Source organism: Yokenella regensburgei ATCC 49455 (genome assembly GCF_000735455.1).
GTDB classification, from domain to species: domain Bacteria; phylum Pseudomonadota; class Gammaproteobacteria; order Enterobacterales; family Enterobacteriaceae; genus Yokenella; species Yokenella regensburgei.
In genome coordinates, this window is sequence record NZ_JMPS01000035.1 from 1 (window position 1) to 24,068 (window position 24,068).

Annotated in this window: 13 protein-coding genes and 1 pseudogene; 10 read left to right on the forward strand and 4 right to left on the reverse strand. The window is 58.3% G+C overall.

What is annotated here, in order from left to right:
* Both GYRE_RS10510 and GYRE_RS10515 read right to left on the reverse strand, forming a co-directional pair.
* Nucleotides 1-9,674: hemagglutinin repeat-containing protein (locus GYRE_RS10510; protein WP_051860947.1), on the reverse strand; the 9,674-nt coding region annotated here is incomplete at its 3' end.
* Between the two features lie 2 nt (nt 9,675-9,676).
* A complete protein-coding gene (locus GYRE_RS10515; RefSeq protein WP_006817368.1) occupies nt 9,677-11,341 on the reverse strand; it encodes a ShlB/FhaC/HecB family hemolysin secretion/activation protein in 1,665 nt (554 codons plus the stop codon).
* Between the two features lie 439 nt (nt 11,342-11,780).
* Here GYRE_RS10515 and GYRE_RS10520 point away from each other — a divergent pair, with 439 nt between their 5' ends.
* The 6 genes from GYRE_RS10520 (at nt 11,781) to GYRE_RS10545 (ending at nt 17,402) form a co-directional block, all read left to right on the forward strand.
* A complete protein-coding gene (locus GYRE_RS10520) occupies nt 11,781-12,302 on the forward strand; it encodes a Csu type fimbrial protein (protein ID WP_038255137.1) in 522 nt (173 codons plus the stop codon).
* 14 nt (nt 12,303-12,316) lie between these two features.
* Nucleotides 12,317-13,042 (forward strand): fimbrial biogenesis chaperone, encoded by a 726-nt coding sequence (locus GYRE_RS10525; protein ID WP_006817365.1) that lies wholly within the window; start codon nt 12,317-12,319, stop codon nt 13,040-13,042.
* Between the two features lie 55 nt (nt 13,043-13,097).
* Entirely contained in the window at nt 13,098-15,377 is a 2,280-nt protein-coding gene (locus GYRE_RS10530; RefSeq protein ID WP_038255139.1) for a fimbria/pilus outer membrane usher protein, read from the forward strand.
* Nucleotides 15,378-15,406: 29 nt separating this feature from the next.
* The gene (locus GYRE_RS10535; protein ID WP_038255141.1) at nt 15,407-16,375 is read left to right on the forward strand and encodes a Csu type fimbrial protein; all 969 of its coding nucleotides are present in this window, start codon (nt 15,407-15,409) and stop codon (nt 16,373-16,375) included.
* Nucleotides 16,376-16,498: 123 nt separating this feature from the next.
* Nucleotides 16,499-16,957, forward strand: coding sequence for a hypothetical protein (locus GYRE_RS10540; protein WP_006817362.1), 459 nt, complete (start codon nt 16,499-16,501; stop codon nt 16,955-16,957).
* A 145-nt stretch (nt 16,958-17,102) separates the two neighbouring features.
* Nucleotides 17,103-17,402 carry a hypothetical protein gene (locus GYRE_RS10545; protein ID WP_006817361.1) on the forward strand — a complete coding sequence of 100 codons (300 nt, stop codon included), beginning with the start codon at nt 17,103-17,105 and terminating at the stop codon, nt 17,400-17,402.
* 48 nt (nt 17,403-17,450) lie between these two features.
* Here GYRE_RS10545 and dsdA read toward each other — a convergent pair whose 3' ends face one another.
* Together dsdA and dsdX are read right to left on the reverse strand one after the other, a co-directional pair.
* Complete coding sequence (gene dsdA, locus GYRE_RS10550; protein WP_038255143.1) at nt 17,451-18,755, reverse strand: D-serine ammonia-lyase; 1,305 nt, start codon at nt 18,753-18,755, stop codon at nt 17,451-17,453.
* 17 nt (nt 18,756-18,772) lie between these two features.
* Nucleotides 18,773-20,110, reverse strand: a complete 1,338-nt coding sequence (gene dsdX, locus GYRE_RS10555) for a D-serine transporter DsdX (RefSeq protein ID WP_038255145.1) — start codon at nt 20,108-20,110, stop codon at nt 18,773-18,775.
* Nucleotides 20,111-20,336: 226 nt separating this feature from the next.
* Between dsdX and dsdC the strand changes: the two genes are divergently transcribed.
* From dsdC to GYRE_RS10575, 4 genes and pseudogenes are all read left to right on the forward strand, one after another.
* A complete protein-coding gene (gene dsdC, locus GYRE_RS10560; protein WP_038255148.1) occupies nt 20,337-21,290 on the forward strand; it encodes a DNA-binding transcriptional regulator DsdC in 954 nt (317 codons plus the stop codon).
* 128 nt (nt 21,291-21,418) lie between these two features.
* Nucleotides 21,419-21,685, forward strand: coding sequence for a YtcA family lipoprotein (locus GYRE_RS10565; protein WP_006817355.1), 267 nt, complete (start codon nt 21,419-21,421; stop codon nt 21,683-21,685).
* A gap of 11 nt (nt 21,686-21,696) precedes the next feature.
* A complete protein-coding gene (gene mdtN, locus GYRE_RS10570) occupies nt 21,697-22,725 on the forward strand; it encodes a multidrug transporter subunit MdtN (RefSeq protein WP_006817354.1) in 1,029 nt (342 codons plus the stop codon).
* A 9-nt stretch (nt 22,726-22,734) separates the two neighbouring features.
* Nucleotides 22,735-24,068, forward strand: a pseudogene (locus tag GYRE_RS10575) (FUSC family protein); the annotation flags it as partial.

The following is a 24,068-nucleotide window of genomic DNA, read 5'->3' on the forward strand; positions in this document are numbered from 1 at the left end:
TTCGCCACGTCCTGCTGCTGTTTATCCTTATTGCGGACAGTGATGGTGCCATCCGCCACCGCCGCCTGCGTCGTGCCCTCCGCATGGCCACTGTTGCCTGCGGCCGAAATCATTCCGCCCGGCATGTTGCCTTTAAACTGGTCGCCGCCAAAAGCCCCGCCGCCGCTGAGGCTGATGCCCGAGTGCTGGGTTTTGAAATCCGCTTCGTTATGAATATCGCTGAAGCCCAGCGTACCGGTATCCAGGCTGTTTTTATCTGCCGTCGCCGTGGAGGCAATCACGGCCCCATCCAGCTGGGTGTGGTTGCCCACCGTGATATCAAACCCGCCGTTACCGGCAAACAGCCCGCTCTGCTCGGCCACCGAGTCAAAGCGGCTCTTCATCTTGTCCTGGGAGGCAGAGATATAGCCTGAGCCACTCATCGAACCGAAGGTGAAGCTACCGCCCGCCGCCACGCTGGTCTGCTTGCTGTCGTAGTTGTTGTTATCCTGCTGGCTGCTTATCAGCAGGTCGCGACCGATATCCGCTGTTATCTTGTCTGCGCTGACCTGCGCACCGTTCAGTACCGTGTCGCGGCCGCTGTTGATGGTCAGGCTTTTGCCGCTGTCGAGCGTGGTTTCGGTCCAGTCGGTGCCGTTTCCTTTGTCTTTACCGTTCGCCGCATTGACGTTGGCAAAGACGCTGATACCGGCACCGCCGCCGCCGGCGCCGATGCTCACCCCAACCCCACCGCCGCTGCTGCTGTTTTTACCGCTGGACTGCTGGGTATTGGCTGCACCGCTCAGCAGAATGTCATTCTTCGCACTCAGCAGGGTGTCACCACCCGCCTTCAGCTGGCTTCCGGCAATGACAATATCGCCGCTGTTCGCCCCGTCCTGCTTTCCGTTCGCCACAATGGCGAGTTTATTCCCGGCATTCAGCGTACTGCCTGATACCGCATCACTCTCGGCATGCTGCTGCGTTTTGGATTTCTGGGTGGTGAGCGACAGACTTACGCCCATCGCATTCGGATCGCCGGTAGCCGAAGCCACAGCCGCAGCCTGCCCGGCCTGAACGCCTGACAGCGCCGTTTTGGTCGCCTGCAACGCCCTGAGACGACCGTCACTGGTCTCCTTCGTCTCCTGTGCGCTGGTCACCGCGTTATTAATGGCGCTACCCACCGTGCCGGAGAGCGCAACCGTCAGACCACTCTTCTTCTGCTCAAAGGTTTCGTCGCGGGTACGCTTGTCGTGACCCGGTTCAATGATCACGCTGTCGCCGGAGAGGCTGAGATCTTTCTGCGCAACCAGGTCCGCGCCGCCAATATGCGCCTGCTTACCGGCGGAAATGGCCACGCTACCGCCCGTCGAGCCCACGGTACTGAAGCTCTGACTCTGGGTTGTTCCTGCTTCACGCAGGTCGTGCGTTGATTTACTGCTGCCGATGGTGAAACCAATGCCTCCGGTGCCCATCAGGCCGCTTTTTTTCTCTTCTTTGAAGCGCCAGCTCGAATCAGTATTGGTGGCCGCAACGATATCCACGTTGTTACCCGCATGCAGATTCACGGCATCGTCACCGACCACCGAAGATCCTTTCACCAGCAGATCGTTACCGGCCTGTACCCGCACGTTGTTACCGCTGAGCAGCGTACCCGCCTCGCGAGTGGCGCTATCTTCCTCAATGGTATGGGTTGTTTTCTTGCTGAGGAACCCTTTTTTGGTCTTTGTCTCTTCTTTGTAGTGATAATCGCTTTCCGTCGCCGTGGTCAGATTGACATCGCGACCGGCGGCGGCGGTAATATCACCCTGCGCCGTGACCTGCGCGGCCTGCGCGTTCAGATCCCGCCCGGCAACGATGGTCGTATTACCGCCGCTGGCAACTTCCGTTCCCTGCTGGCGCACCGATTCATCAATCACCGTTTTCTTACTTTCGCGGGTGCTGCTGCCGCTGGCCGTCTCCTGGGCCAGCAGATTAACATCGCGTCCGGCCTGCATCGCCACATTGTCCTCAGCCGCAATTCCCGCCGCCTGGCTGGTCAGATCCCGGCCCGCCGCCAGGACGACGTTTTCGCCCGCACTGACGGTGGCACGATCGACACCGCTCTGGTGCGTTTCGCTGCTACCGCGTCGGTTGTTCTGGCTGGTTTCCGCCGCGTTAAGGTTGAGATCGTTCCCCGCCACCAGCTGGGCGCTTTTCCCGGCGCTCAGGTCGCTGGCGGTCACGTTGAGATCGTGGCCCGCTTTAATACCAAGATTACCGCCCGCGCTGATATCGTTGCCCTGCCAGCTCACGCTACCGCTGCTGGTGCCGGTTAACCCGCGCCCGGAACGGCCCTGCGCCTCGTTAAGCTGGTTGGCATTCAGCGCAATGTCTCCCCAGGCGTTCATCAGCAGAGAGCCCCCCGCCGCTATCTTCGCCCCGGTGGCGGTAATATCTTTGCCCGCCAGCATCGACAGCCCGTCCTGGGCGGTTATCGATGCCGTTGTACCCAGCAGCGTGTCTTTAATCACCACCTGGCGGTATTTGTCCTGCGCGTTGATATCCAGCTGTTCCGCCAGCGTCAGGTTATTGATGCTGCCGTCGAGGCTTTCCAGCGCCACCGTTTTCCCGCTGATGGTCGAACTGATGTTGTTGATATCGCCGATGGCGCTCAGGTCGAGATTACCCCCGGCCTGCATCAGGCTGTTATCAAGGTTGTTGATACTGTTCTGCCCGTCGAGCGTCAGGTTCTTATTCGCCAGTATCGCGCTGCCGGCGTTGGTGATATTGCCGCCCGCCAGCTGGACGTTATCCCCGGAGATAACGCTCCCGTGGTTTACGGTGACATCCTTCGCCGACAGATACAGCTTCGGTATCATCACCTGCTCACCGTTAACGGTCGCGGCTTCCCACCACAGCATGCTCTTATCAAGCGCCGCTATCTGATCCGCCGTCAGCGAGACGCCAAACGTCAGTCCCAGCGACTGCTGCGCGCTGGCGGCGTTATCCATCAGATAACGCATTTGATCGAGCTCTGAGCCAATCCCCTTGAGATAACGGCTTCCCGTCTGGTTCAGCATAGCGTTGCTGACGTAGCGGGTATCAAACGCCGCATCGCCGAGGAAACGATAGTCACGATCCGGGTTCAGGTTAAGACGACCAAGCATATAGGCCGATCCCAGGAACTGTTTCTGATCGGTATAAGCGCTGTTGGTTTCCCGCGGCATGGCGTCGGGCTTAATCCCCAGCAGCGCATTCAGGTCGGCAAACAGGTTAGGATCAAGCTCACCAAGGCCGTTAAGTTTCGGGTTGAGGTTGATAAGGTAAGGACTTTTCGGATCGTCAGACACCACAAAGTAACCGTTCTGACCGGAAGGCAGCGGATACGCGCTGGTATCCACCGTTTTACCGTGGTTTTGTCCGGCAACGTTTACGCCATTCGAACCCGGATTAACCGGGCCGTTCAGTGTCCCGAGGCTGGCATTGCCTTTCTGCACACCGGAAAGGGTATTCAGCGCGGCGTCTGGTACGCTGCCGCCGTCCAGCGCGCCGCCGCCGTTGATCTGCTGCAAGGCATTCTGCAGCCTGTCGTTCCACTGCGGAGTACCCACGCTGACTGAGTCACGTCCTTCCAGCGCCTGTTTTTGCACGCCATCGCCGATGGTCTGGTTGCTGAGGCTGTTCAGCGTTGGTGCCACGAGAGTGTTGCTGATGCGACCACTGTTCGCAGAGGTAGTGGTATTGCTGATGTCGCTGGCAAAAGACGCCGTTACATTACCACCGGCCTGGATAACCGAGCGGTACTGCTGTCCATCCGGGGTGTACTCGGTCCAGGTATCAGACAAGGTATATTTAATGCCGGAGTCCGGATCGCGCTTCCTCCCCTTCAGCCAGTTCTCCACGGATGTCAATGCCGGGAAAGGATCGTATTTAGTTTCACAGCGCGGAGCACAGGACCAGGTAAATTTCTGCCAGACCGACTGTTTACCGGTTTCGGCAGAGGCGTTATTCAGCGACTGACCGCGCAGGGTGATATTACCGTTAGCCAGCAGGAAGCTGGATTCATTGTTCAGCGTGTCGGCATTCGCCGTGAGATTACCGCCAGCAGCAATACGGGCAGCACCACCGTTTGCACTCACTGCGGTTTCCTGCTCGCTGATCAGCACCTTTTTCTCGTCAGATTTGAAGGTCGGCACCAGCCAGTATGAGGTTGTGCAGTGCGTATTCACCCCGCCGGAACACAGCGTATCAGATGTCACCCCAAGATTCTCTTTGCCCATTGAGGCAAAGCTGACGTTCAGTTGCGCCTGGTCAGCGGGCATAAACTCTTGCGAAGTAGTAGATACTTTCAGCCCATCGCGGGTGTTCAGCAGCCGGGCGGTATTGATATAAATATCACCGTTCTGCGTCTCGATAGTGCCGGAGGTGTTAATCACTTCAGCGTTGGCATTGCCCGCCGCATCCTTCTGCATCCAGAGGCTGTTACCGGCGAGGATGTCGCCATGCTGGTTGGTGATGCTGTTGGCATACAGCGCCAGGTTATTCGCCGCATACATCAGCGCCGTATTGACGATGGCACCCGGTGAGTTAAGCGTGAGCGTACCGCGGGTACCGGTAAAGCCATCCACGGTGATATTGCCGCGGCTGCCTATCGTGACGTCACCACCGCCCTGCAACGTGCCGCCAGTATTCAGCGCCACGCTGCTGCCGCTGAGCGTGCTCGCGCCGCTGCCGGTGGTGATTTGTCCGTTGTTGCTGAGTTGACCCCCTGCGGTCAGATTAACGGCTTGCCCCTGCATAACGCTGCGGTTATCAATGTCACCATCGCTGGTCACGGAAAGCGTTTTACCGGCAGCAAGCGTGCTGTTCGCGCTAAAGGCATTGGCCAGCTTCAGGGTCAGATCGCCCAGCGCAACCACCTGTCCGAGCGCATTCAGCCCCTTGCTCTGCAAAGATAAATTACCGCCGCTGAACAGCTTACCTGCCGCGTTCTGGTTGACCTGGTCGGCGTTAACCGCAAGCTGCGTCTTGCCCAGCAGCGTGCCGTTATTGCTCAACTGCGCGTAATTAACCGACAGCTGGCCCGCCTGCGTGATCCCCTGGTTGGTAAAAGTATTGCCGGTCAGCGTTGCGCTGTCGGCCAGCCAGTTGCCGCTATTCGTTGCAGTAGTGGCATTGAGAACGAGCTGAGTGGCCTGCAGCCAGCCTGCGCCGGAATACTGCGGTGTGGTTAGCGTCAGCGCCGCGCCCGATAGCACTTTACCTTCGTTAAGCGCCCGGGTCGTCGCGTTAAGGCGGGTCTCTGCGCCGCCCTGAATGAGCCCGTAGTTCAGCATCGTCGGCGTGGTGACGTTCAGTCCCCAGTGGCTGACAATCTCTCCGCCGGCGTTATTGGTCAACGTATCGCTCAGCGAAAGCGTGGCGCCATTATCCCCCTGCAGTCGCCCTGAGTTGGTCAGCAATCCGGAGGTGATCCCAAGCGTCGTCCCCTGAATGTTGCCCTCGTTCACTACCGAGGCCGTATTCAGGCTCAACGCCCCGGCGGTCAGCATACTGCCCGCTTTCTGCTGGTGCACGGCGCCGCTCATCGCCAGCGTCAGGCCATTGACCCCGCTCACCGCTCCAGCGTTGTCCAGGCTCTCCCCCTTCAGCGTCAGGTTTTTCGCCGCCCATTGTCCGTTGTTGGTGAGGGAAAGCGCCTGCAGCGTGGCGTTGCCAAGTGCGGTGATTTTGCTCCCGCTTGCGGAGGTTAACTGCTTCGCAAGAGTAAGCTGTAGCAGGTCGGCGCTCTGTATCGCCCCGCTGTTAGCGAGCGATTGTGCATTGAGCAGAATCGACTGCCCCTGCCACGCACCGGCGTTGTTCACCTCACCAGAGGTGACCTTCAGCGCGCCCTGCGTCAGCAGTGAACCGCCTGCGGCGTTGATCAGTTCACGCTGCGGCGAGGCCATCGCCATGCGCGCCATCAGCCGTGTTTTGCCTTCCAGCGTCAGACCCTGCTGGCCGATAAGCGTGCCCTGATTGTGAATACGGTCCTGGTACGCCGTCAGGCTTTTCCCCTGCACGCTGCCGCTGTTGGTCAGCTGCGTGCCGTCGAGGGTCACATCGCCTTCGCTGAGGATTTTTCCGCTGTTATCCAGCTGCTGCGCGGTCAGCGATGTCGCGCCCTGGCTCATCATCTCACCCGGGGTGGTGAGGTTGTGACCGACATCCGCCGTCAGTTCCCCCTGGCTTACCAGCGATCCCTGGTGCTGCCAGTCATCCGCCGTGACCGCCACCTTTTGTCCCTGCTGGGTTCCCTGCGTGGTGATATTGCCCGCATTGATGGTCAACGCGCCGCCGCTCAGCGTCCGGGATGTGGCTCCGGTGGTGAGGGTATCGCCAAAGAGCGTCAGACCCTGCGTTCCCTGCCACAGACCGTCGTTGGTTAAGGTCGCAGCGGTCAGAGTGAGTGTATCGCCTGCAATACGTCCTGAGCTGGAAACGGTGCCAGCGGTCAGCGCAACGGCACCACCGCTCTGCAGCGTCCCCTGGTTGCTCAGCAGTCCGGCAACGTTGCCTTCCAGCCCCTGCAAGCCATTAAGCACACCGCTGTTGTTCAGCGAGCTGGCGTTCAGGGCAACCGTATTCCCCTGCATCACACCGGCGTTCCCCACCGTCCCGGCGTCTATCGTCAGCGCATTACCGGCTAACCATCGACCAGTGGCATCGCTGTTCAGCGTCTCCACTTTCACCACGTTGCTGTCTTTACCCTGCACCAGCCCGCGGTTACTCAGGGATTGACCTTCCACGCTGACGGTCTGTCCGGCCAGCGTACCGCCGTTCTCCAGGGTTTGCGCCTTCACCTGCGCGGCCTGTTTCGCCAGCAGATTGCCCTGGTTATGCAGCGCCTCACTCACCTCCAGCCTGAGGCTGTCGGCCTGAATATCGCCGCTGTTCGTCAGCGTTCCAGCGTTCAGGGTAAAACCGTGGTCCGCCAGCACGACGCCGTGGTTTTCCAGGCTATCGAGGCGTAAATCCAGCCCCGAGCCGCTGACTACCTGGCCCTGTTGACCGTTCAGCAACTGGCGGGTGGTGAGTTGTAATGTCGAATTCCCCTGCACGGTGCCGTTGTTGGTCAGCGTCGGGGTCGTGAGCGTAAGGGACTTCGCCGCCACGGTGTTGTCGTTAAACAGCTGTGCGGCAGAGAGCTCAAACAGGTTCTGGCTGAGCAGTTCCCCCTGATTATCCAGCCGACCAGTTGTTGTCAGCTTCAGGCTATCCTGTGCCTGCAGGGTGCCGCCATTGCGCAGGCTGTCCGCCGACATCACCGCCGACTGACCTTCCAGCTTACCGTCGTTCTCAATACGGGTGCCGCGAAGCTGCAGGCTCTCGCCGCCCGTCATCTGCCCACCGGCGAGGTTGCTAAAGTGATTCCCCTCCCAGGTGAGCGCCTGATCGCCCTGCAGGATCCCGCTGCTGCGTAGGGAGCCATGCAGCGCAAGCACCTTCGCCGCCAGCATTCCGCGGTTATCGATGTTACCGGCGTGAACCGTCATCGCCTGTTGGCTGAGAACGTTGCCCTGATTAGTGAATCCGTCGCGGATTGCTGCCGTTACCCCGGCCTCGCCCAGCGCATTGCCGCCGTTTTGCCACTCGTTCGCCTGAATGTTCAGCGTGTTACCCTGCAGCAAACCACCATTGTCGAGCGTCTGGTTATGCAATTTTAATTCGCCAACGGCGAGCACCTTACCGCCGTTGTTCACTTCCGCGCTGTTCAGGGCGAGTGAATCAGCGGCCATCAGCCCGGCGTTATCGGTGCGCTGGCCGTTCATCGTTAAGGCGTTATCCGCCAGCAGGCGACCCGTGGCCTCATTGTTCACCGTCGCGTATTCGCTGCGTAGATTGACGCCGTTAATTTCTCCGCCGTTAACCAGCGCGCTACCGTTAAGCTGTAGATCACCATCGGTGGTGATGAGCCCATGGTTGGTGAGCGCCGGGATATCCAGCGTTAATGCGGCCACGCTGTAAAGTGAACCGCCGGCAAGGTTATCGAGCTTAGCGGTGTGTAGATCCAGCGCGGCGTTGCCCTGCATCAGGCCACCGTTGCTGACGTGCTGGCTGGTAAGACTGAGGTTGTCCGCCACCAGCGTGCCGTTATTGCTGAGGTCGTCCGGTGCGCTGAGCGTGATAGTCCGGGCATTTGCTTTGCCGTTGTGGCTGAGCGTATTCGCGGTGACGCTAAAATTGTTCTTCGCCGCGTGCGTGCCGTTAAGCGTCGCGGTCTGTGCCGTTAGCGTCAGATCCTGCCCACTCTGGATCTGTGCGTCGGATCCGCTGGTAATCTGCTGGCCTTTGACCGTCAGCGCCTGCGCCGCATTGACCTGCCCGTTGAGTTCAACGTTCCCCGCCGCAGCAATATCCAGCGACTTACCCTGCATCACGCCGTGGTTGCTGACGCTGTCACCTTTTATCCGGACATCATCACCTGCACTGAGCTGCCCGCTGTTTTGCAGCGTACTACCCACCACGCTCAGCGCTTTTCCTGCGGTGATATTGCCCCGGGTGTTCACACTCTCACGGCCGGTCAGTGAGATATTTCCGCCAGCATCTGCCGCGCCCTGCTGGCTGAGATGGCTCGCGCTAAGATCAATGTTCTGCCCCGCCGTCAGTTTGCCGCCGTTTTGCTCAAGCTTACCTTCCGCGCTGAGCTGCAGGTTGTTATCACTGACCAGCTGGCTACCGTTCAGGGCAATGCCGCTTTGGCTTGCAACCGCGATATTGCCGCCCGCTTTATGATCGCCAGAAAGCGCAACCTCCTGCCCTTTCGCCGTAATAGCGCCGCTGGCAAGGCTCTGGTGCACGCTGAGCTTGCCGCTGGCATCAAGGGTGATATCCCCCTGACGCGCATTAAGATTGCCAAGGTTAACCCCGACGCCTTTCTCGCTCGACACCAGACGGATCCGGTTGGCGTACATGCCGCCGAGCGCGCCGGTATCGACCGCCACCGTCGGCGCATTACCTTCACCCTGCTGCGCCTGAACGCTGCCGTCTGCGCCAACGCGGTTCGCCCCGGCCACCACCCGCAGATCTTTAGCGTGCATTTGGGCGTTAATTTCCGTGGCCCGGGAGATTATCGACAGCGAGTCGCTGCCGCTGGCATCAATCCCTTTGCCTTCGATGGTGATTGTGCCTTTTCTGACATCCAGCGCCTGCAGGTTGCCGTTGGCATCAAACACCGGTTTACCGGTCGTCAAAGTAGCGTTCGGTGTGTTGATAAATCCGCAGCCATTGCAGGTTATGCCGTAGGGGTTCGCGACCATCACGTTTGCCGCTTTCCCCGCCACTTCCGTCATCCCCTGCAGCTGCGAGCGGTTGCCGCCGGTCACTTCGTTGATGATGGCCTGCGCTTCCTGCCCTGGTCTGAGATTGGGGTTGCCGGTAATGATCCCGCCAAGCTGGGTCTGATTGAGCTTGTCGGTGGCGTTGTTGAGGATGATCCCTTCTTTTCCGACGTTATAGTCCTGGAACTGGTTATGGGAGACTCCCGCCCCGTTAGGCGTGGCGATATTCACCACCGGCACGCCGTTGGCCGCGCTGTCCACGCCGGTTGGCCCCTGCGGGGTTAACGCGTCACCGATGGCCGGCAGCAGCGGCTGACCGGCAAGCAGTGCGCTGATGAGATAGCTCAGCAGACGACGAGTCAGGCTAACGGGGGTGTGTTCCATTTCTTTCATCCTTAAAACGCCACGGCCACGCGGTAATAAATGCTGATATGGTCTGGCCCCAGCCAGTCCGGGTACGCCAGCGGCACGCCGAGCGTAAACTGTGTGGAAACCCAACGGTTGGCGGTGGTCAGCCCGGCGGCGGCCCCCCACAGCGTACCAGCCGCGTTAGGATCCAATCGGTCAGCGTGCAGCCAGCCGCCGTCCACCGCCGCCAGGGCGCTCACCTGGCCTACCACCGGCAGAGTGAACAGCACGTAGTTCAGCTCGTTACGCCAGTAGCCGCCGTTGTCACCAGAGATGGTTTGTTCTTTAAAGCCACGCACCGAGCTTTCGCCCCCGATAGTCATGCGTTCGCTGCCGTACAGTCTGTCGGGCGACCACTGCCCGTAAACGCTGGTCAGCCACCACAGGGAATCCGCCAGCGGTTTCTGGTAACTGGCGTTAAGGCTCCATTTGCGGAACTGGGCTTTGGGCAAATCACCGGACTTATTGCCGTCTTCCTCCGCCCCCATCCACGGCATACCGCGCGAGAAGGTTGGGTTGAAGGTCGCCACGCCACCGGCTACTTTTTGCGTGTGGTTGAGTCCAAACAGCAGGCTGGTTATCGTGCGGCTGCTGCTCTGCAGCTTGACGTCATCAAGCCAGTTCTGGCTGGTGCGGCGATTCAGGCCGAGCGAAATGCCGGTTTTGATATCTCCGTTGCGGAACAACACCTGCGACACCGAGGCGCGGTGCGTTTGCGTATCGCCGCTGGAGCGCCAGAGATAGCCGCGGTTATCAATGGTGCTGAGATAGTTGTTCCAGCTGTAGCTGTAATCAAACAGCGTGTAGCCATACGGTACGCTGACGCCTGCGGCAAAGTTCTGTGCATCTTTCGACGTCGAAAAATCGCTGCTGCGCCCGCCGCTGACAAACCAGCGATCCGCCAGCCCGAGTAAATTGTTGCCGGTAAGTGAACCGTTAATCTGCCCGACGCCGGTGCTTTTTTGCCCGCTATTGTCGAAGCCCACGGCGGCACTGAGTGGAAACTCCGGCGTGGCGGTGAGATGAACAATTGACCAACCCTGCTTATCCCCGGGCAGAATTTCAATCTGCACGGGTGTCGTCCGTACGCGGTTAATCTGCTCCATCCCCTGCTCTATATCGCGCAGGTTCAGGATTTTTCCTTCCAGGCCCGGGAAGGTCATCGCCAGTTCACGGGGGCTGGCGCTCTCCATACGGATGGCCTGCAGACGCCCTTCCAGCACCACCAGATGCAGCTCTCCGGAGCCCAGATCCTGCTCGGTGATAAACGCGCGGCTGGTGATATAACCCCGGCTGATGTACCAGTCAGAAATCTCATTGGTGAGCTGGGTGATACGTGCCATATCGAGGCATTGATTCTGCCAGGGGGCGAGTAATTTTTGCTGCTGACGAGACGTCATCAGCGTGGCACCGTCCAGGACGATGGTATGAATCGTAAAACAGGGACCTTTCACCGGAGCCGGCTCTCCCGGACGGGAGACACCCGGGAGCGGGGTGACGCGCTCCAGCGAGTCACGCTGCAGCTGGTTCTGGCGCAGTAACTGTTGCTGCTGTTGTTCAATACTGTCGCGATCGGCGGGTGATAGCGGTGCGGCAAACAATGACTGACTAAGTAACAGACATATTGCTGCTACCGGATATAAACCTTTCATCCCTGTCCCTGTTAATTTAAAACACGATATTGAAACTTACGTTTCCTTACATTCAATTTAAATTTAAACATACTCTTCCAGCTAAAGGGAAGCGTCATTAGCAGGAATTATCCTGGTGTCAGATATTTTTTCACAAATACTATTTGGCAAGCTTAAATTTGCATTAAATAGTGCAATATATTATATATCGACAAACAACTCCACCGCACGAACGCTGCAACATTTAACCACGGCTTACTATTTTTAAACCGCACCTACATCACAAATATATTCTCGCCTTCCAGGCACTTTCTGCTACTCGCTAATTAACCCGAATTCACTTAAAACAAACTGGCGTAATATTGAAGCTTATCCTAGGGTTAGATCAGGTAATCACCTGTAAAAAAGCTAACTTATTTCACGCCTAAAAATAGCGTTTATTTTGAGAAAGGTTAAGGATATGAAACCAGTCATTCGCGCTCGTTTAATGCTTTCCTGCATGGCTGCGGCTTTTATTCCATCGGCCAATGCCGCGGTAGCGAACGGAACATTCCAGGTACTGATTACAGTCCTGAAATCCTGCACCGTAACGGCGGGCTCCGGCTCCAATATTAACCTCGGCTCGGTCAACGCCAATGCCGGAAGTACCAGTGGTAACAACACCATTTCGGTTAACTGTTCCAAAACGACACCTTATTTTATCGGCCTGGCGCCTTCAAACGCGAATACCCTTGGCGCCGGGACCATGGCCTCCAGTACGAACCCGGTGACCAACACCGATAAAATCCCTTACCAGCTGAACCAGACCTCCGCCACCGGCCCGGTCTGGGGGAACACGGCGACCACCTCCGCCGTGGGTAACGGGGTCGCGGGGACTGGCACAGGGCTGGCGCAGACTATCACCGTGTATGCCACGGTAGCCAACGCCGATTTCACCCCTGACAGCTACGCCGATACGGTGACCGTCAACGTTAACTACTGACGCCGGGAAAAGGGATGAAAGTATCATTGCGAGTATTCTGGCAATACGCTCTGGCGTGCCTGTCAGCCATCGTCTGTACCGCCAGCCCCGCGCTGGCAGGCGGTCTGCAGATAGCTCCGGTCAGCCTGACCTTACAGGGAACGCAAAACGCCGACGGGATCTGGCTCAGTAACGAAGGCGGCGCACCGCTCAACGCCCAGGTGCGGGTCTGGCGCTGGACGCAAAGCGGCAACAGCGACAGGCTTGATAATGCCCAGGGCCTGGCGATCAGTCCGCCGATGCTGGCGCTGGCGCCAGGTGAAAAACAGCTCGTGCGCGTTATCCGCACCGGCCCTGCAAACCCCAACGTCGAAGATGCCTGGCGCCTTTCTATCGACGAACTCCCTCCGGCTAAACGTGAAAAGAATCAGATCCAGTTCGTGATGCGCTACTCCGTCCCGGTCTTTATACAGCCAGCCGGCGTGGCCAACGCCGCCCCCAGGCTGCAGTGGAGGCTGGTCGCGGCTGACGGAAAAGCATTTGTTGAAGTGAATAATCAGGGAAACAGTCATGCGCAGCTTGCCCAGGCCACCTTTGTGCAGGCCAACGGGGCGCGGAAGGTCATTTCGCCAGGACTGCTGGGGTACGTTCTCCCGGGTTCAACGATGCGCTGGATAATCCCGGTATCAGCCGGTGATGCACAGCGCGGTGGGAAAGTTGAAGTAATGATTAATGGTCAAAAAACAGTACAAAATCTCTGAATGGCCATATTGTCTGGTGAAATTTTTTTTGCTCAATGGAGTCTTCATATCGGGAATGGCAGCGGCGCAGGGTATCGGTAATAACACGCCACAGAATGTGGTCATCAGTGATACCACGCCGCTGGTTGGTAGCGATTTATACCTTGACGTTACTCTGAATGGAAATCCAGTAGGGCTGGTTCACCTGGGCTACGCCGATGGCAAGCTCTACGGCAGCGCGAACACCCTGCGCCAGCTGGGATTCCGCGTGCCGGAAGGAACGACAAAACCGGTCAGCCTTAACGCCTTTCCGCAGCTTAAGGTTGACTACAATGCGCAGCAGCAGACGCTGGCGCTGACGGCTCCGCTCGACACGCTGGATCTCGCCACCACGCAAATCAACGCGCTCAACGAGGCAAGCCCCGAGGTCAACACCTCGCGCGGGGCGCTGCTCAATTACGATCTCTACACCCAGCAGGGCAAAGAGAGCAGCGTGAACACCTTCAGCGAACTGCGCGCCTTTAACTCCGCGGGGGTGCTGAGCACCACACAGCTCAGCCAGTACTCCACGGAGAAGGATGCCAACAATCAGTTCAGCCGCCTCGACACCAGCTGGCGCTCGTCGTTTCCCGATAAAATGCTGGCGCTCACCCTCGGTGATACCCTGACCAGCTCGCTGTCGTGGTCGCGTCCGACGCGCATCGCCGGGATCCAAATCGGCACTGATTTCAGCCTCAGACCGTACATGCCTACCACCCCGCTCCCGGCGTTTCTTGGCTCCGCCACGCTGCCCTCAAGCGTTGAGCTGTACGTCAACGGAGTGAAGTCGTACACCGGCGAAGTCCCGGCAGGCAGCTTCCAGATAAACACCATGCCGAATATCAGCGGTGCAGGAAACGCTCAGGTGATGATGACCGATGCCCTCGGCAGAACGACGATGCAGAGTTTTTCGTTTTATAACGATCAGCAGCTGCTGCGCGAAGGGTTAACCTCGTGGTCGACAGAGCTTGGCGTCGTGCGGGAAAACTACGGTTATTCGTCGTTTGATTACGCCAGCTCACCGGCGCTGAGCGCCACCTGGCGGCGCGGTATCAGCAATTCGCTCACCACCAGCGCTCACGCCGAAACCAGCGACAGCCTGGTGAACGGCGGGGTCGGCAGCGACTGGATCCCCGGCGGCCAGAGCGGCACCCTCTCCACCTCGTTTGCCATGAGCACCGATGCCGGAGAAAACGGCTTTCAGTACGGCATTGGCTACCGCTGGAGCGGAGAGAAGTTCAACTTCAGCACCAATACCGTCGGCACCTCCGGTGATTATCATGACGTTGCTACCCACTACGGCCAACCACCGCCCGCGCTCAGCAGCAGCACCGTCGTGGGTTACAACTTCGGTAACGCCGGCAACCTCAGCCTCAGCTATCTGCAGTTCCGCTATCCGCAGGAATCCGCCGTGCGCTACGTCAACGCCAGCTGGTTCAAAGCCGTCACCGATAACGTCTTTATCAACGCCAGCTTCAACCAGAACGTCGACGACAGCCGCGACAGCAGCATCTATCTGATGCTGACGGTGACCACCCGCGACAACATTAGCGCCAGCAGCACCATCCAGCGCACCAACGATGAAATGGGGTATCAGTTCAACGCCAGCCGTACCCCGCCGTCGGAGGGCGGTTTAGGCTGGAACGTTGCCGCCAGCCAGCAGGGCTCCGATCAGAGCGGCCAGGGCGAAGTGGGCTATCTGGGGCGTTACGGCAAAGTCTATACCGGCTTTAACAGCGTGCCGGATAACCAGTATGGCTATGCGGGCGCGACGGGGTCGGTGGTGATGATGGGCGGTGGGCTGTTCGCCGCCCGCCAGATCAACAACGGCTTTGCGGTGGTTTCCACGGACGGTATTCCGGGCGTGCCTATCAAACTGCAAAACAACCAGGTCGGCGTCAGCGATTCACAGGGGCTGCTGCTGGTGACCCAGCTCAACAGCTATCAAAAGAATGAAATCAGCATCGATCCGATGGATTTACCCGCCAACACGCGCATCTCGCGGGTAACGGCGAACGCCACCCCGGCGGATCGCTCCGGCGCGCTGATAAACTTTGGCATCACTCCGGTGCGCGCGGCGCTGGTCATTCTGGTCGACGGTCGTGGCCGGGTTATCCCGCAGGGCAGTACCGCCACCTTAAGCAGCGGCGCGCGGCAATCCTCAGAAGTGGGCTTCGACGGGATGGCCTATTTTGACACGCTGGAAACCCATAACAGGCTGCAGGTCGCTACCGAAACGGGTACCTGCAGCGTAACGTTCGATTTCCCGGAAAAAACCAAAGACATCGCCCGTATTGGCCCACTGGTGTGCCAGTAAACGGCCCTTTTTATGACAGGAGTAAATGCGTGAGGTTAAAACTGTGGTTATTACTGGCAGCCCTGCTGCTCTCACCGGGCATCAGCCATGCGGTGACCTGTTCGCTGAGCAACGTCTCGCCGGTCAATTTTGCCGCGGTGAACCCGCTCGCGACCACCGGGCCGACCACCTCAATGACCTTTAACTACTCCTGCGCCAAAGAGCTTGGCGACGTGCTGGCGGGTATCAACCTGTGTTTTAACATCGGTAACTCGGGGGTAAGCGGTGCGATTGCCACGCGAACCATGTCCTCCGCCGGGCCACCAGCCAGCACCCTAAACTATCAGCTGTATCAGAACGCGGGGAATACCGTGGTCTGGGGAAGCCAGTACCAGACCGGCACCACCTTCCCCATGGTGCAGCTGACGCTGCTGAACCTGACGCCGGTCACCGGAAGTTTAACCGTCTATGCCCAGGTCCCGACGCCGCAAAGCGCTCCGGTGCCTGGCGCCTTCCAGGACAGCTATACCGCCTCTACCGCGCTTGTCACCCTGAACGTCGGGCTGCTGGCCCCGCCCACCACCTGCGGCACCACCGTCGCCGCAACCTTCCCGTTCAACGTCACGGCGACGGTCGTCAAACAGTGCAACGTCAGCTATGCCAATAACGTCAGCTTCGGCAGCGTTACCGCCAGCCAGAGCAACATCACGTCGTTTAATACCCTCGGCGTTGCCTGCACCAGTAATACGCCCTACACCATCGGGCTGGTCCCTTCCAACAGCAATACCGCTGGCAGTGGGGCGATGAAGGGAACCGGCAGCAATACCGATACCGTCCCCTACCAGCTCAGCTCAACAGCGGGCCCGTCGGGTACAGTATGGGGCAACACGGCGCAAAACACGGTGGCCGGCACCGGTACCGGTTCAACGGTAGCGTATACCGTTTATGGTACCGTCCCCAGCGCCAACTACACCCCGGACAGTTATTCCGATACGGTGACAATTAATGTTACCTATTAATTTTGGGGGATATTGGCTGACCAGGGAAATTCGGTTTTACAGTTTTTTCCTAAAGCCATGAATATCTGGCTATGTCACTCTGAATTCAGCTCGTGACACTCATAACGTTTGAAGAGGGATATTATGAAAACAACAATGATTGCACTGTCTGCACTGCTGATGGCTTCTCCGGTATTTGCCGCCACCACCACCCATGCGACCGATGATACGGTTGCCGCGGCGAATGCGGGCGCCAATACGGCGAAAGAGAAATTGCACCAGACGCAAAATCAGGGTGAGGAGCTGAAACTTAAATCCAAACATGCCGCGGAAGGTAAAAGCGACAGCCTGAGCAGCCAGGTTAGCGAAGGTTCGCAGAAGGCCTGGAATAAGACCAAAGAAGGCACCGAAAAAGGGTGGGATGCCACCAAAGAAGGTGCAGAAAAAGGCTGGAATAAAACCAAAGCAGGCAGCGAAAAAGCGTGGGATAAAACCAAAGCCGGAACTGAAAAAGGCTGGGATAAGACCAAAGAAGGTAGCGCAAAAGCCTGGGATAAAACCAAAGAAGGCGCAAAATCGCTGGAACAAAAAGTGAGTGAATAATTTCACCCACCGTCAGAAAAAGCCGCGTCAGCGGCTTTTTTTATGCTCATGGACAGAAAGGTTGCCAATAGTTTAATTACTTGTAACTGGTAAGATGCGCCAATGTGAATTATCATCCGCGGCATTCTCTTTCAATGGATTGAAAATGGACAAGCTTCCCGTCAATATTCATACGCTAAGCCGCTATGCCGCACACGTCAGCCTGCGTCATACCCTGAAGAGCCACACCTCCCCTGCATTATCCGTGATGGCTATCTTTACGGATCTCTGTATTCGTTCCACTGAAGACGCTTACTCTGAGCAGGGCTGGGAAATCAGTGAGCGCCAGAGCGGGATGGTGTTTCGCAATTTTGTCGCCACCCACGAATGTGGCGCAGAGCTGGAAATAACGCCGAAAGACTATATCGGTCGCTATAACCGTCTGCTGCCGTTAGATGGGATTTAATGGCATCAGCTCAGACCGGAGCTGATGCCATCCAGACCAGCAATCGATTTAGCGTCCGCGCGACAGATAGCGCGCCATTTCGTCTTCAGGCACCATGCCGCCGCCGGTGGCCCAGACCAGATGCGTCGCCTGAGAGGCATGTGCCCCGGCGAGCTCTACGCCTGCCCTCTGCGGACCAGCCATCCCGGCCAGTGCTGAAGGCTCCAGGCGGATGCCCTCTTCCTGCGCCAGCCAGCCCAGCATGTCGTACATCGTCTGATCGTCCAGGGTGTAGAAACCGTCGAGCAGTTTCTCCATCGCCCGGCCGACGAACCCGGAAGCGCGTCCCACCGCCAGACCATCCGCCGCCGTCTGGTTATCAATGCCTAACTCCTGAACCGAAATACCGTCATGCAGCCCGGTATAGACGCCCAGCAGCATGCACGGCGAGTGCGTCGGCTCGGCAAACAGGCAATGTACATCATCGCCAAACGCCAGCTTCAGGCCAAAGGCCACGCCGCCAGGGCCACCGCCAACACCGCACGGCAGGTAAACAAACAGCGGATGCTCACGGTCCACCACGCGGCCCTGTTGGGCAAACTGCGCCTTCAGGCGCTGGCCGGCCACCGCGTAGCCGAGGAACAGCGTGCGGGAGTTTTCGTCATCGATAAAGAAACAGTTCGGGTCAGACTCGGCCGCTTTGCGCCCCTGCTCAACCGCGACGCCATAATCCTCCTCATACTCCACCACCGTCACGCCGTGGCTGCGCAATTTGGCCTTTTTCCATTCGCGGGCGTCAGCCGACATATGCACCGTCACCTTAAAGCCGATGCGGGCGCTCATGATGCCGATGGAAAGGCCAAGGTTGCCCGTGGAGCCGACCGCGATGCTGTACTGACCAAAGAAGTCACGGTACTGCGGTGCCAGCAGCTTGCTGTAGTCGTCGTCCAGTGACAAAACGCCGGCCGCCAGCGCCAGCTTTTCGGCATGCGCCAGCACTTCATAAATACCGCCACGGGCTTTGATGGAGCCGGAGATCGGCAGATGGCTGTCTTTTTTCAGCAGCAACGTACCGCCAAGTGGGGTGCCATACTCTTTTTCCAGCCTGCGCTGCATGGCCGGAATAGCCACCAGTTCAGATTCGATAATACCGTTTGTTACTGCGGTTTCCGGGAACGCCTGCGCCAGGTACGGGGCAAAGCGCTCCAGCCGGGCATGCGCATCCTGGACATCCGCGTCGGTTAACCCGACTGCGGGTAACCCTTCAGCAAGCGTGGTAGCGCGAGGGTTAATCCAGGTGGTCTCCTTCAGGGCTATCAGATCCTCTACCAGAGGAAAATTAGTCAACAAGGTAGTCATTTCAGCGTTATTCATAATACGTCTCTTTGCGCTCAGATGATGAAAGAAAGCAGGAATGTGGCGGCCAGTGCCAGTATCGAGGCAATAAAGGTTGCCGTCGTATAGTACTTAAAGGTCTCATTGAGGGTTGCCCCGCAATATTGCTTCACCAGCCAGAACAGGGAATCCGTCACGATAGTGCAGCCAATGGCGCCAGAACCGATGGCAATGGTAATGATCTCCGGGCTGACGTTCGGATACAGCGGTAGCATCGGTGCGACAATCGCCGTCGCGCCCATCATGGCGACGGTGGCAGATCCCACCGCCGCGTGCAGGATAAGTGCCACCAGCCAGGCGAGCAGGATCGGGTGCATATGCATACCGGACAAAATCACCGCCAGCGTATCCGCGAGGCCACTGCCCTTGAGAATGGCGTTGAACGCGCCGCCTGCGCCGATGATCAGCAGGATGTTGGCGATAGCGCCAAAACCGTTCTCGGTATGCTTCAGCAGGATGCTCATGCCCATTTTCTGCCGCAGGCCCAGAATGTAGTAGGCCACGAAGACGGCGATAAACATCGCGGTGATCGGGTTGCCGATGAACTGCAGCAGCATATACAGCGAGCCGCTTTTCGCCATGTTCAGCTCGGCGACGGTTTTCACCAGCATCAGGCCGATAGGCAGCAGGACGGTGAACAGCGTCGCGCCAAGCGTTGGCAGCGAAGACTCCTCGCGCACTTCAAGGTTAGCAAACTCGGCAGGGACCGTTTTAAACGGCAGGCGGTTGCCGAGCAGCTTCAGATACAGCGGCCCGCCCACCAGTGACGCCAGCAGGCCGACCAGCAGACCGTAGACGATAACGGTGCCGATGTCCGCGCCGAGTTTGTTGGTAACATACAGCGCCGCCGGGTGTGGCGGCACCACGCAGTGAACGGCCATCAGCGCGGTGCACAGCGGAATAGCCAGTTTCAGGAGCGAGGTATTGGTCTTTTTGGCGATAGAAAACGCCAGCGGGATCAGCAGCACCACGCCCACTTCGACGAACAGCGTAATACCGCAGATGAGTCCCACCAGCACCATGATGACGTCAGCCGACAGCCAACGGCAGCGCTGCAGCGTCAGGCCGATGCGCTCCGCCGCGCCGGACACTTCCATCATTTTGCCCAGAATCGTTCCAAGGCCGATCACCGCCGCGAGGAAGCCCAGCGTGCCGCCGATCCCCTCCTCGATGGCGTTTACCATCGCAATCGGGCTCATGCCCATCATGGCACCAACGAAGAAGCTCGCCAGCAGCAGTGCCAGAAACGGATGTAGTTTTAGTTTTACAATGGTCAATACAATCAACACGATGCTGATAAGCAGAGTGCTCACAACCCAAATTTGCGATTCCATATCCCACCTTGCCTGTGTGTAGTCAGCCCCTATTGGACAGAAAAACGACGTCAGCTGACAAACGATGAAATTCGCCATTCAGATGAATTAGATTGAATCAAAAAGGTGATACAGCTCTAAAACCACGGTCTGTTTTTGCTTTGCCTCAATATTTTTCATCTTTTTGCTGCGTATTTGGCCCAACTTTTTTACAATCACCGTGAAATAAACTGCCGTGGAGCGCGTTATGGATGTTGCCAGTGATGTCAGAAACCGCCTGCTGAACGGCTGGCAGCTGTCGAAGCTCTACACCTTCGAGGTCGCCGCGCGGCATGAATCTTTTGCGCTGGCGGCGGATGAACTGTCGTTAACCCCAAGCGCCGTCAGCCACCGCATCAATCAACTGGAAGACGAGCTGGGGATACAGCTCTTTTTGCGCTCGCACCGTAAAGTGGAGCTTACGCGAGAGGGCAAGCGGGTGTTCTGGGCGGTGAAGGCCTCGCTGGATGCGCTGAACCAGGAGGTGCTGGATATCAAAAACCAGGAGCTGTCCGGCACGCTGACGCTTTACTGTCGTCCGTCCATCGCCCAGTGCTGGCTGGTGCCCGCGCTGGGCGATTTTACCCGCCGCTATCCGGCAATATCGCTGACCATGCTCACCGGAAACGATGATGTCAATTTACAGCGCAGCGGTATCGATCTGGCGCTCTATTTTGACGATACCCCCTCATCGCATCTGACCCACCATTTTTTGATGGATGAGGCTATTCTGCCGGTTTGCAGCCCGCAGTATGCCAACCGATACGAACTGCTGCGCCACCCGGACAACCTCCGCCACTGCACGCTGCTGCATGACCGGCAGGCCTGGAGCCACGACTCCGGTACCGACGAGTGGGGGAGCTGGGCCCAGCATGCGGGGATATCGCTGCCACAATCGGCAGGCATCGGCTTCGATCGTTCAGATTTAGCGGTGATTGCCGCGATTAATCACGTCGGGGTGGCGATGGGTCGTCAACGGTTGGTGCAAAAACGTCTCAACAGCGGAGAACTGGTGGCGCCCTTCGGCGAGCTGACGCTCAAGTGCCACCAGTACTACTACATTTCGACCCTGCCAGGCCGGCAGTGGCCGAAGATAGATGCGTTTATCAGCTGGCTACAGGGGCTGGCGGATCCGAATAAACCGTCTGCAACCGCTGACTAAAGCGCGACGCCCGCTGAAAGGTAAACGAGAGTATAACGGTGGGATTGAGAGCCGCCGCTTGCTTTTAATTCCCTGAAATGACGACTAAACTCTTGTCAAAACAAGCACGCGCACTCAGGTAAATTCCTTTGAATCGTATTACACTGCTAAGCCGCACGGCTGCGGTATTACCCCTGTTTATTCTCTCTGGCTGTTCACTCTCTCCGGCGATCCCGGTCTTAGGTGCCGCATTCCCCAGCTGGTTTTTCTGCCTGCTGGCCGCCGCCTTTTTACTGATCCCGTGCCATATACTGATTGTCCGTAAGGGCTGGCAACCGCGCTTCTCGCCGCTGGTAGTGAGCTACCTGGCCCTGATGTTTTTATTCGCCACGATCCTGTGGTTCTTACTCTTTTGAATGACACTCCTATGACACCATCCAGCCCAAGCATAGTACGGAAAAAATGGCCTCTGCTGGTCATTGTTGTTGCCGCGATCGTGGCGTTAATCCTGGTGATATGGCAGCTTCAGACCTCGCCGGAAACCAACGATGCCTACGTCTATGCCGACAGCATCGACGTCGTTCCGGAGGTCAGCGGGCGCATTGAAGAGATGCCGGTGCGCGACAACCAGCGCGTGAAGAAAGGCGAGCTGCTGTTCCGCATTGATTCGCGCTCGTATCAGGCGATGCTCGACGACGCCAAATCCCGCCTCGCGGCGCTGGACGCACAAATTATGCTGACCAACCGCACCATTAAAGCCCAGCAATATAATGCCGAATCGGTAGCGGCGGCGGTGGAGCGCGCCAAAGCGCTGGTGAAACAAACCACCTCGTCACGTATTCGTCTTCAGCCGCTGGTGCCGCAGGGCTTTGCCTCTCAGGAGAGCCTTGACCAGGCCGTCACCGCAGAAAAAGCGGCCCGCGCCGAACTGGCCGCCACCGAGCTGCAGGCAAGCCAGGCCGCGGCTGCCGTCACCGGCGTTGACGCGATGGTCGCCCAGCGCGCCGGGATCGTCGCCCAGATAGCGCTGGCGGAGCTGAATCTTGAACATACTGAAGTTCGTGCGCCATTTAACGGCATCGTGGTGGCGCTGAAAACCACCGTCGGCCAGTACACATCGGTGCTCAAGCCGGTGTTTACGCTGATTAACGACGACCACTGGTACGTGATTGCGAACTTCCGCGAAACCGATCTCAACAACATTCGCGCCGGAACCCCTGCCCGGGTGACGGTGATGACCAATCACTCCCGCGCGTTTGAAGGCGTGGTGGATTCAATTGGGGCTGGCGTGCTGCCCGAAGGCGGCAGCGTGTTCGAAGGGATGCCGGTTATCCAGAAGAGCATCAACTGGGTGCATGTGTCACAGCGCTTCCCGGTCAAAATTGCGGTGAAAGATCCTGACCCGGAGCTGTTCCGGATGGGAGCTTCCGCCAGCGCCGTGCTGCAACCCGAGTAAGGTCACGGCATGCAGAACTTTTGGTCGTTTTTGCGCGATGAGCTACGGAACATGCCGGGTCGGGGTAACTACACCCTGCGCCTGACCCTGAGCTGTGCGGTGCTGATAACGCTGTTCATGACGCTGCAAATCCCCTTTCTCGCCGTTGCGCTGATTGTGGTGTTCTACGTCAGCCAGCCGAACGTGATGATGATAAAGCTGGTCAGCATCGTGTTTTTTGTCACTGTGAGCGTTGCCCTCGGCGGCGTCCTGCTTATCATCAAGTGGACCTATGATTTCCCGCTGATCCGCCTGGTTGCCTCGGTGCTGCTGTTCTTCGGCGCCATCTATCTGATGCGGGTACTGGGCAAACTGGGGCTGGCGTTCTTCGTGGTGGCGCTGGCGGTTATCTACGCACAAACCTTCCCGTCTATGACCAGCCAGAGCGAGATCCTGGTGCGCCTGCTGCTGTGGCTGTGGGTTGCCATCAACTGCGCCATCGTGGTGACGCTGCTGGTGAACGCCTGTTTTCAGCAGGCCTTTCCCGGTAATCAGTTCAAATCACGACTGGCGGCGATGTTCCGCCAGGTGGCGGGACTGCTGACCACGCCGGATGCCGCGCACCCAAGACCCAGTCTTAAAGACATTGCCGAACAGTTCACTCAGTTGCAAACCTTGCTGAAGCTCGCCAGCTTCTCAAGCCCGGAGATCTCAGGCGCGCCGGAGAAGTGGCGCTCGCTGATGGCCACCGCCATCCGCTGTTATCACCTTGCCGCGTTGCTGGAACCCGGGGCCCCTCTGCATCCGCAGCAGGCGCAGCAGGTTGCCTCTGCGCTGAACGCGCTGGCGGATCAGCTGGACGACGGCAGGCTGCCTGATGTCCAGCCGCTTCACCTTGCGGGCGATACCCGAAGCGACGTGATCCTGCATGAGATGGCCGAATGGCTGAACGCCCTCGCCCGTGGCGAAGCGGTACCCATGCCCGCCGGAGAAGCGGAAAAAGCCCCCCTGCTGCTGCCGGATGCGTGGAGCAACCCGGCATACCTGCATTTTGCGCTGAAAACTCTGCTCGCCACGCTCATCTGCTACGTCTTTTATACCGCTGCCGACTGGCAGGGCATTCATACCATCATGCTGAGCTGCGTGATTGTCGCCCAGCCGGGGCTGGGTGCCACAATGCAGAAGACGCTGCTGAGGATCGGCGGCGCGCTGCTCGCCACGCTGATTGCGCTGGTGCTGATTGTTTTTGTGCAGCCACATACCGAATCGCTTACCGGCCTGTTGATGATGGTGCTGCCGGTGATGGCGCGTGGGCGCATGGATTGCCGCCGGCGTCGGAGCGCATCCGCCGTACCGGCCGGGAT

Coding starts and splice junctions, on each gene's coding strand:
- GYRE_RS10515 (WP_006817368.1), bottom strand. CDS start 11,341: ATGAAAGGTTTATATCCGGTAGCAGCAATATGTCTGTTACTTAGTCAG.
- GYRE_RS10520 (WP_038255137.1), top strand. CDS start 11,781: ATGAAACCAGTCATTCGCGCTCGTTTAATGCTTTCCTGCATGGCTGCG.
- GYRE_RS10525 (WP_006817365.1), top strand. CDS start 12,317: ATGAAAGTATCATTGCGAGTATTCTGGCAATACGCTCTGGCGTGCCTG.
- GYRE_RS10530 (WP_038255139.1), top strand. CDS start 13,098: ATGGCAGCGGCGCAGGGTATCGGTAATAACACGCCACAGAATGTGGTC.
- GYRE_RS10540 (WP_006817362.1), top strand. CDS start 16,499: ATGAAAACAACAATGATTGCACTGTCTGCACTGCTGATGGCTTCTCCG.
- GYRE_RS10545 (WP_006817361.1), top strand. CDS start 17,103: ATGGACAAGCTTCCCGTCAATATTCATACGCTAAGCCGCTATGCCGCA.
- dsdA (WP_038255143.1), bottom strand. CDS start 18,755: ATGAATAACGCTGAAATGACTACCTTGTTGACTAATTTTCCTCTGGTA.
- dsdX (WP_038255145.1), bottom strand. CDS start 20,110: ATGGAATCGCAAATTTGGGTTGTGAGCACTCTGCTTATCAGCATCGTG.
- dsdC (WP_038255148.1), top strand. CDS start 20,337: ATGGATGTTGCCAGTGATGTCAGAAACCGCCTGCTGAACGGCTGGCAG.
- mdtN (WP_006817354.1), top strand. CDS start 21,697: ATGACACCATCCAGCCCAAGCATAGTACGGAAAAAATGGCCTCTGCTG.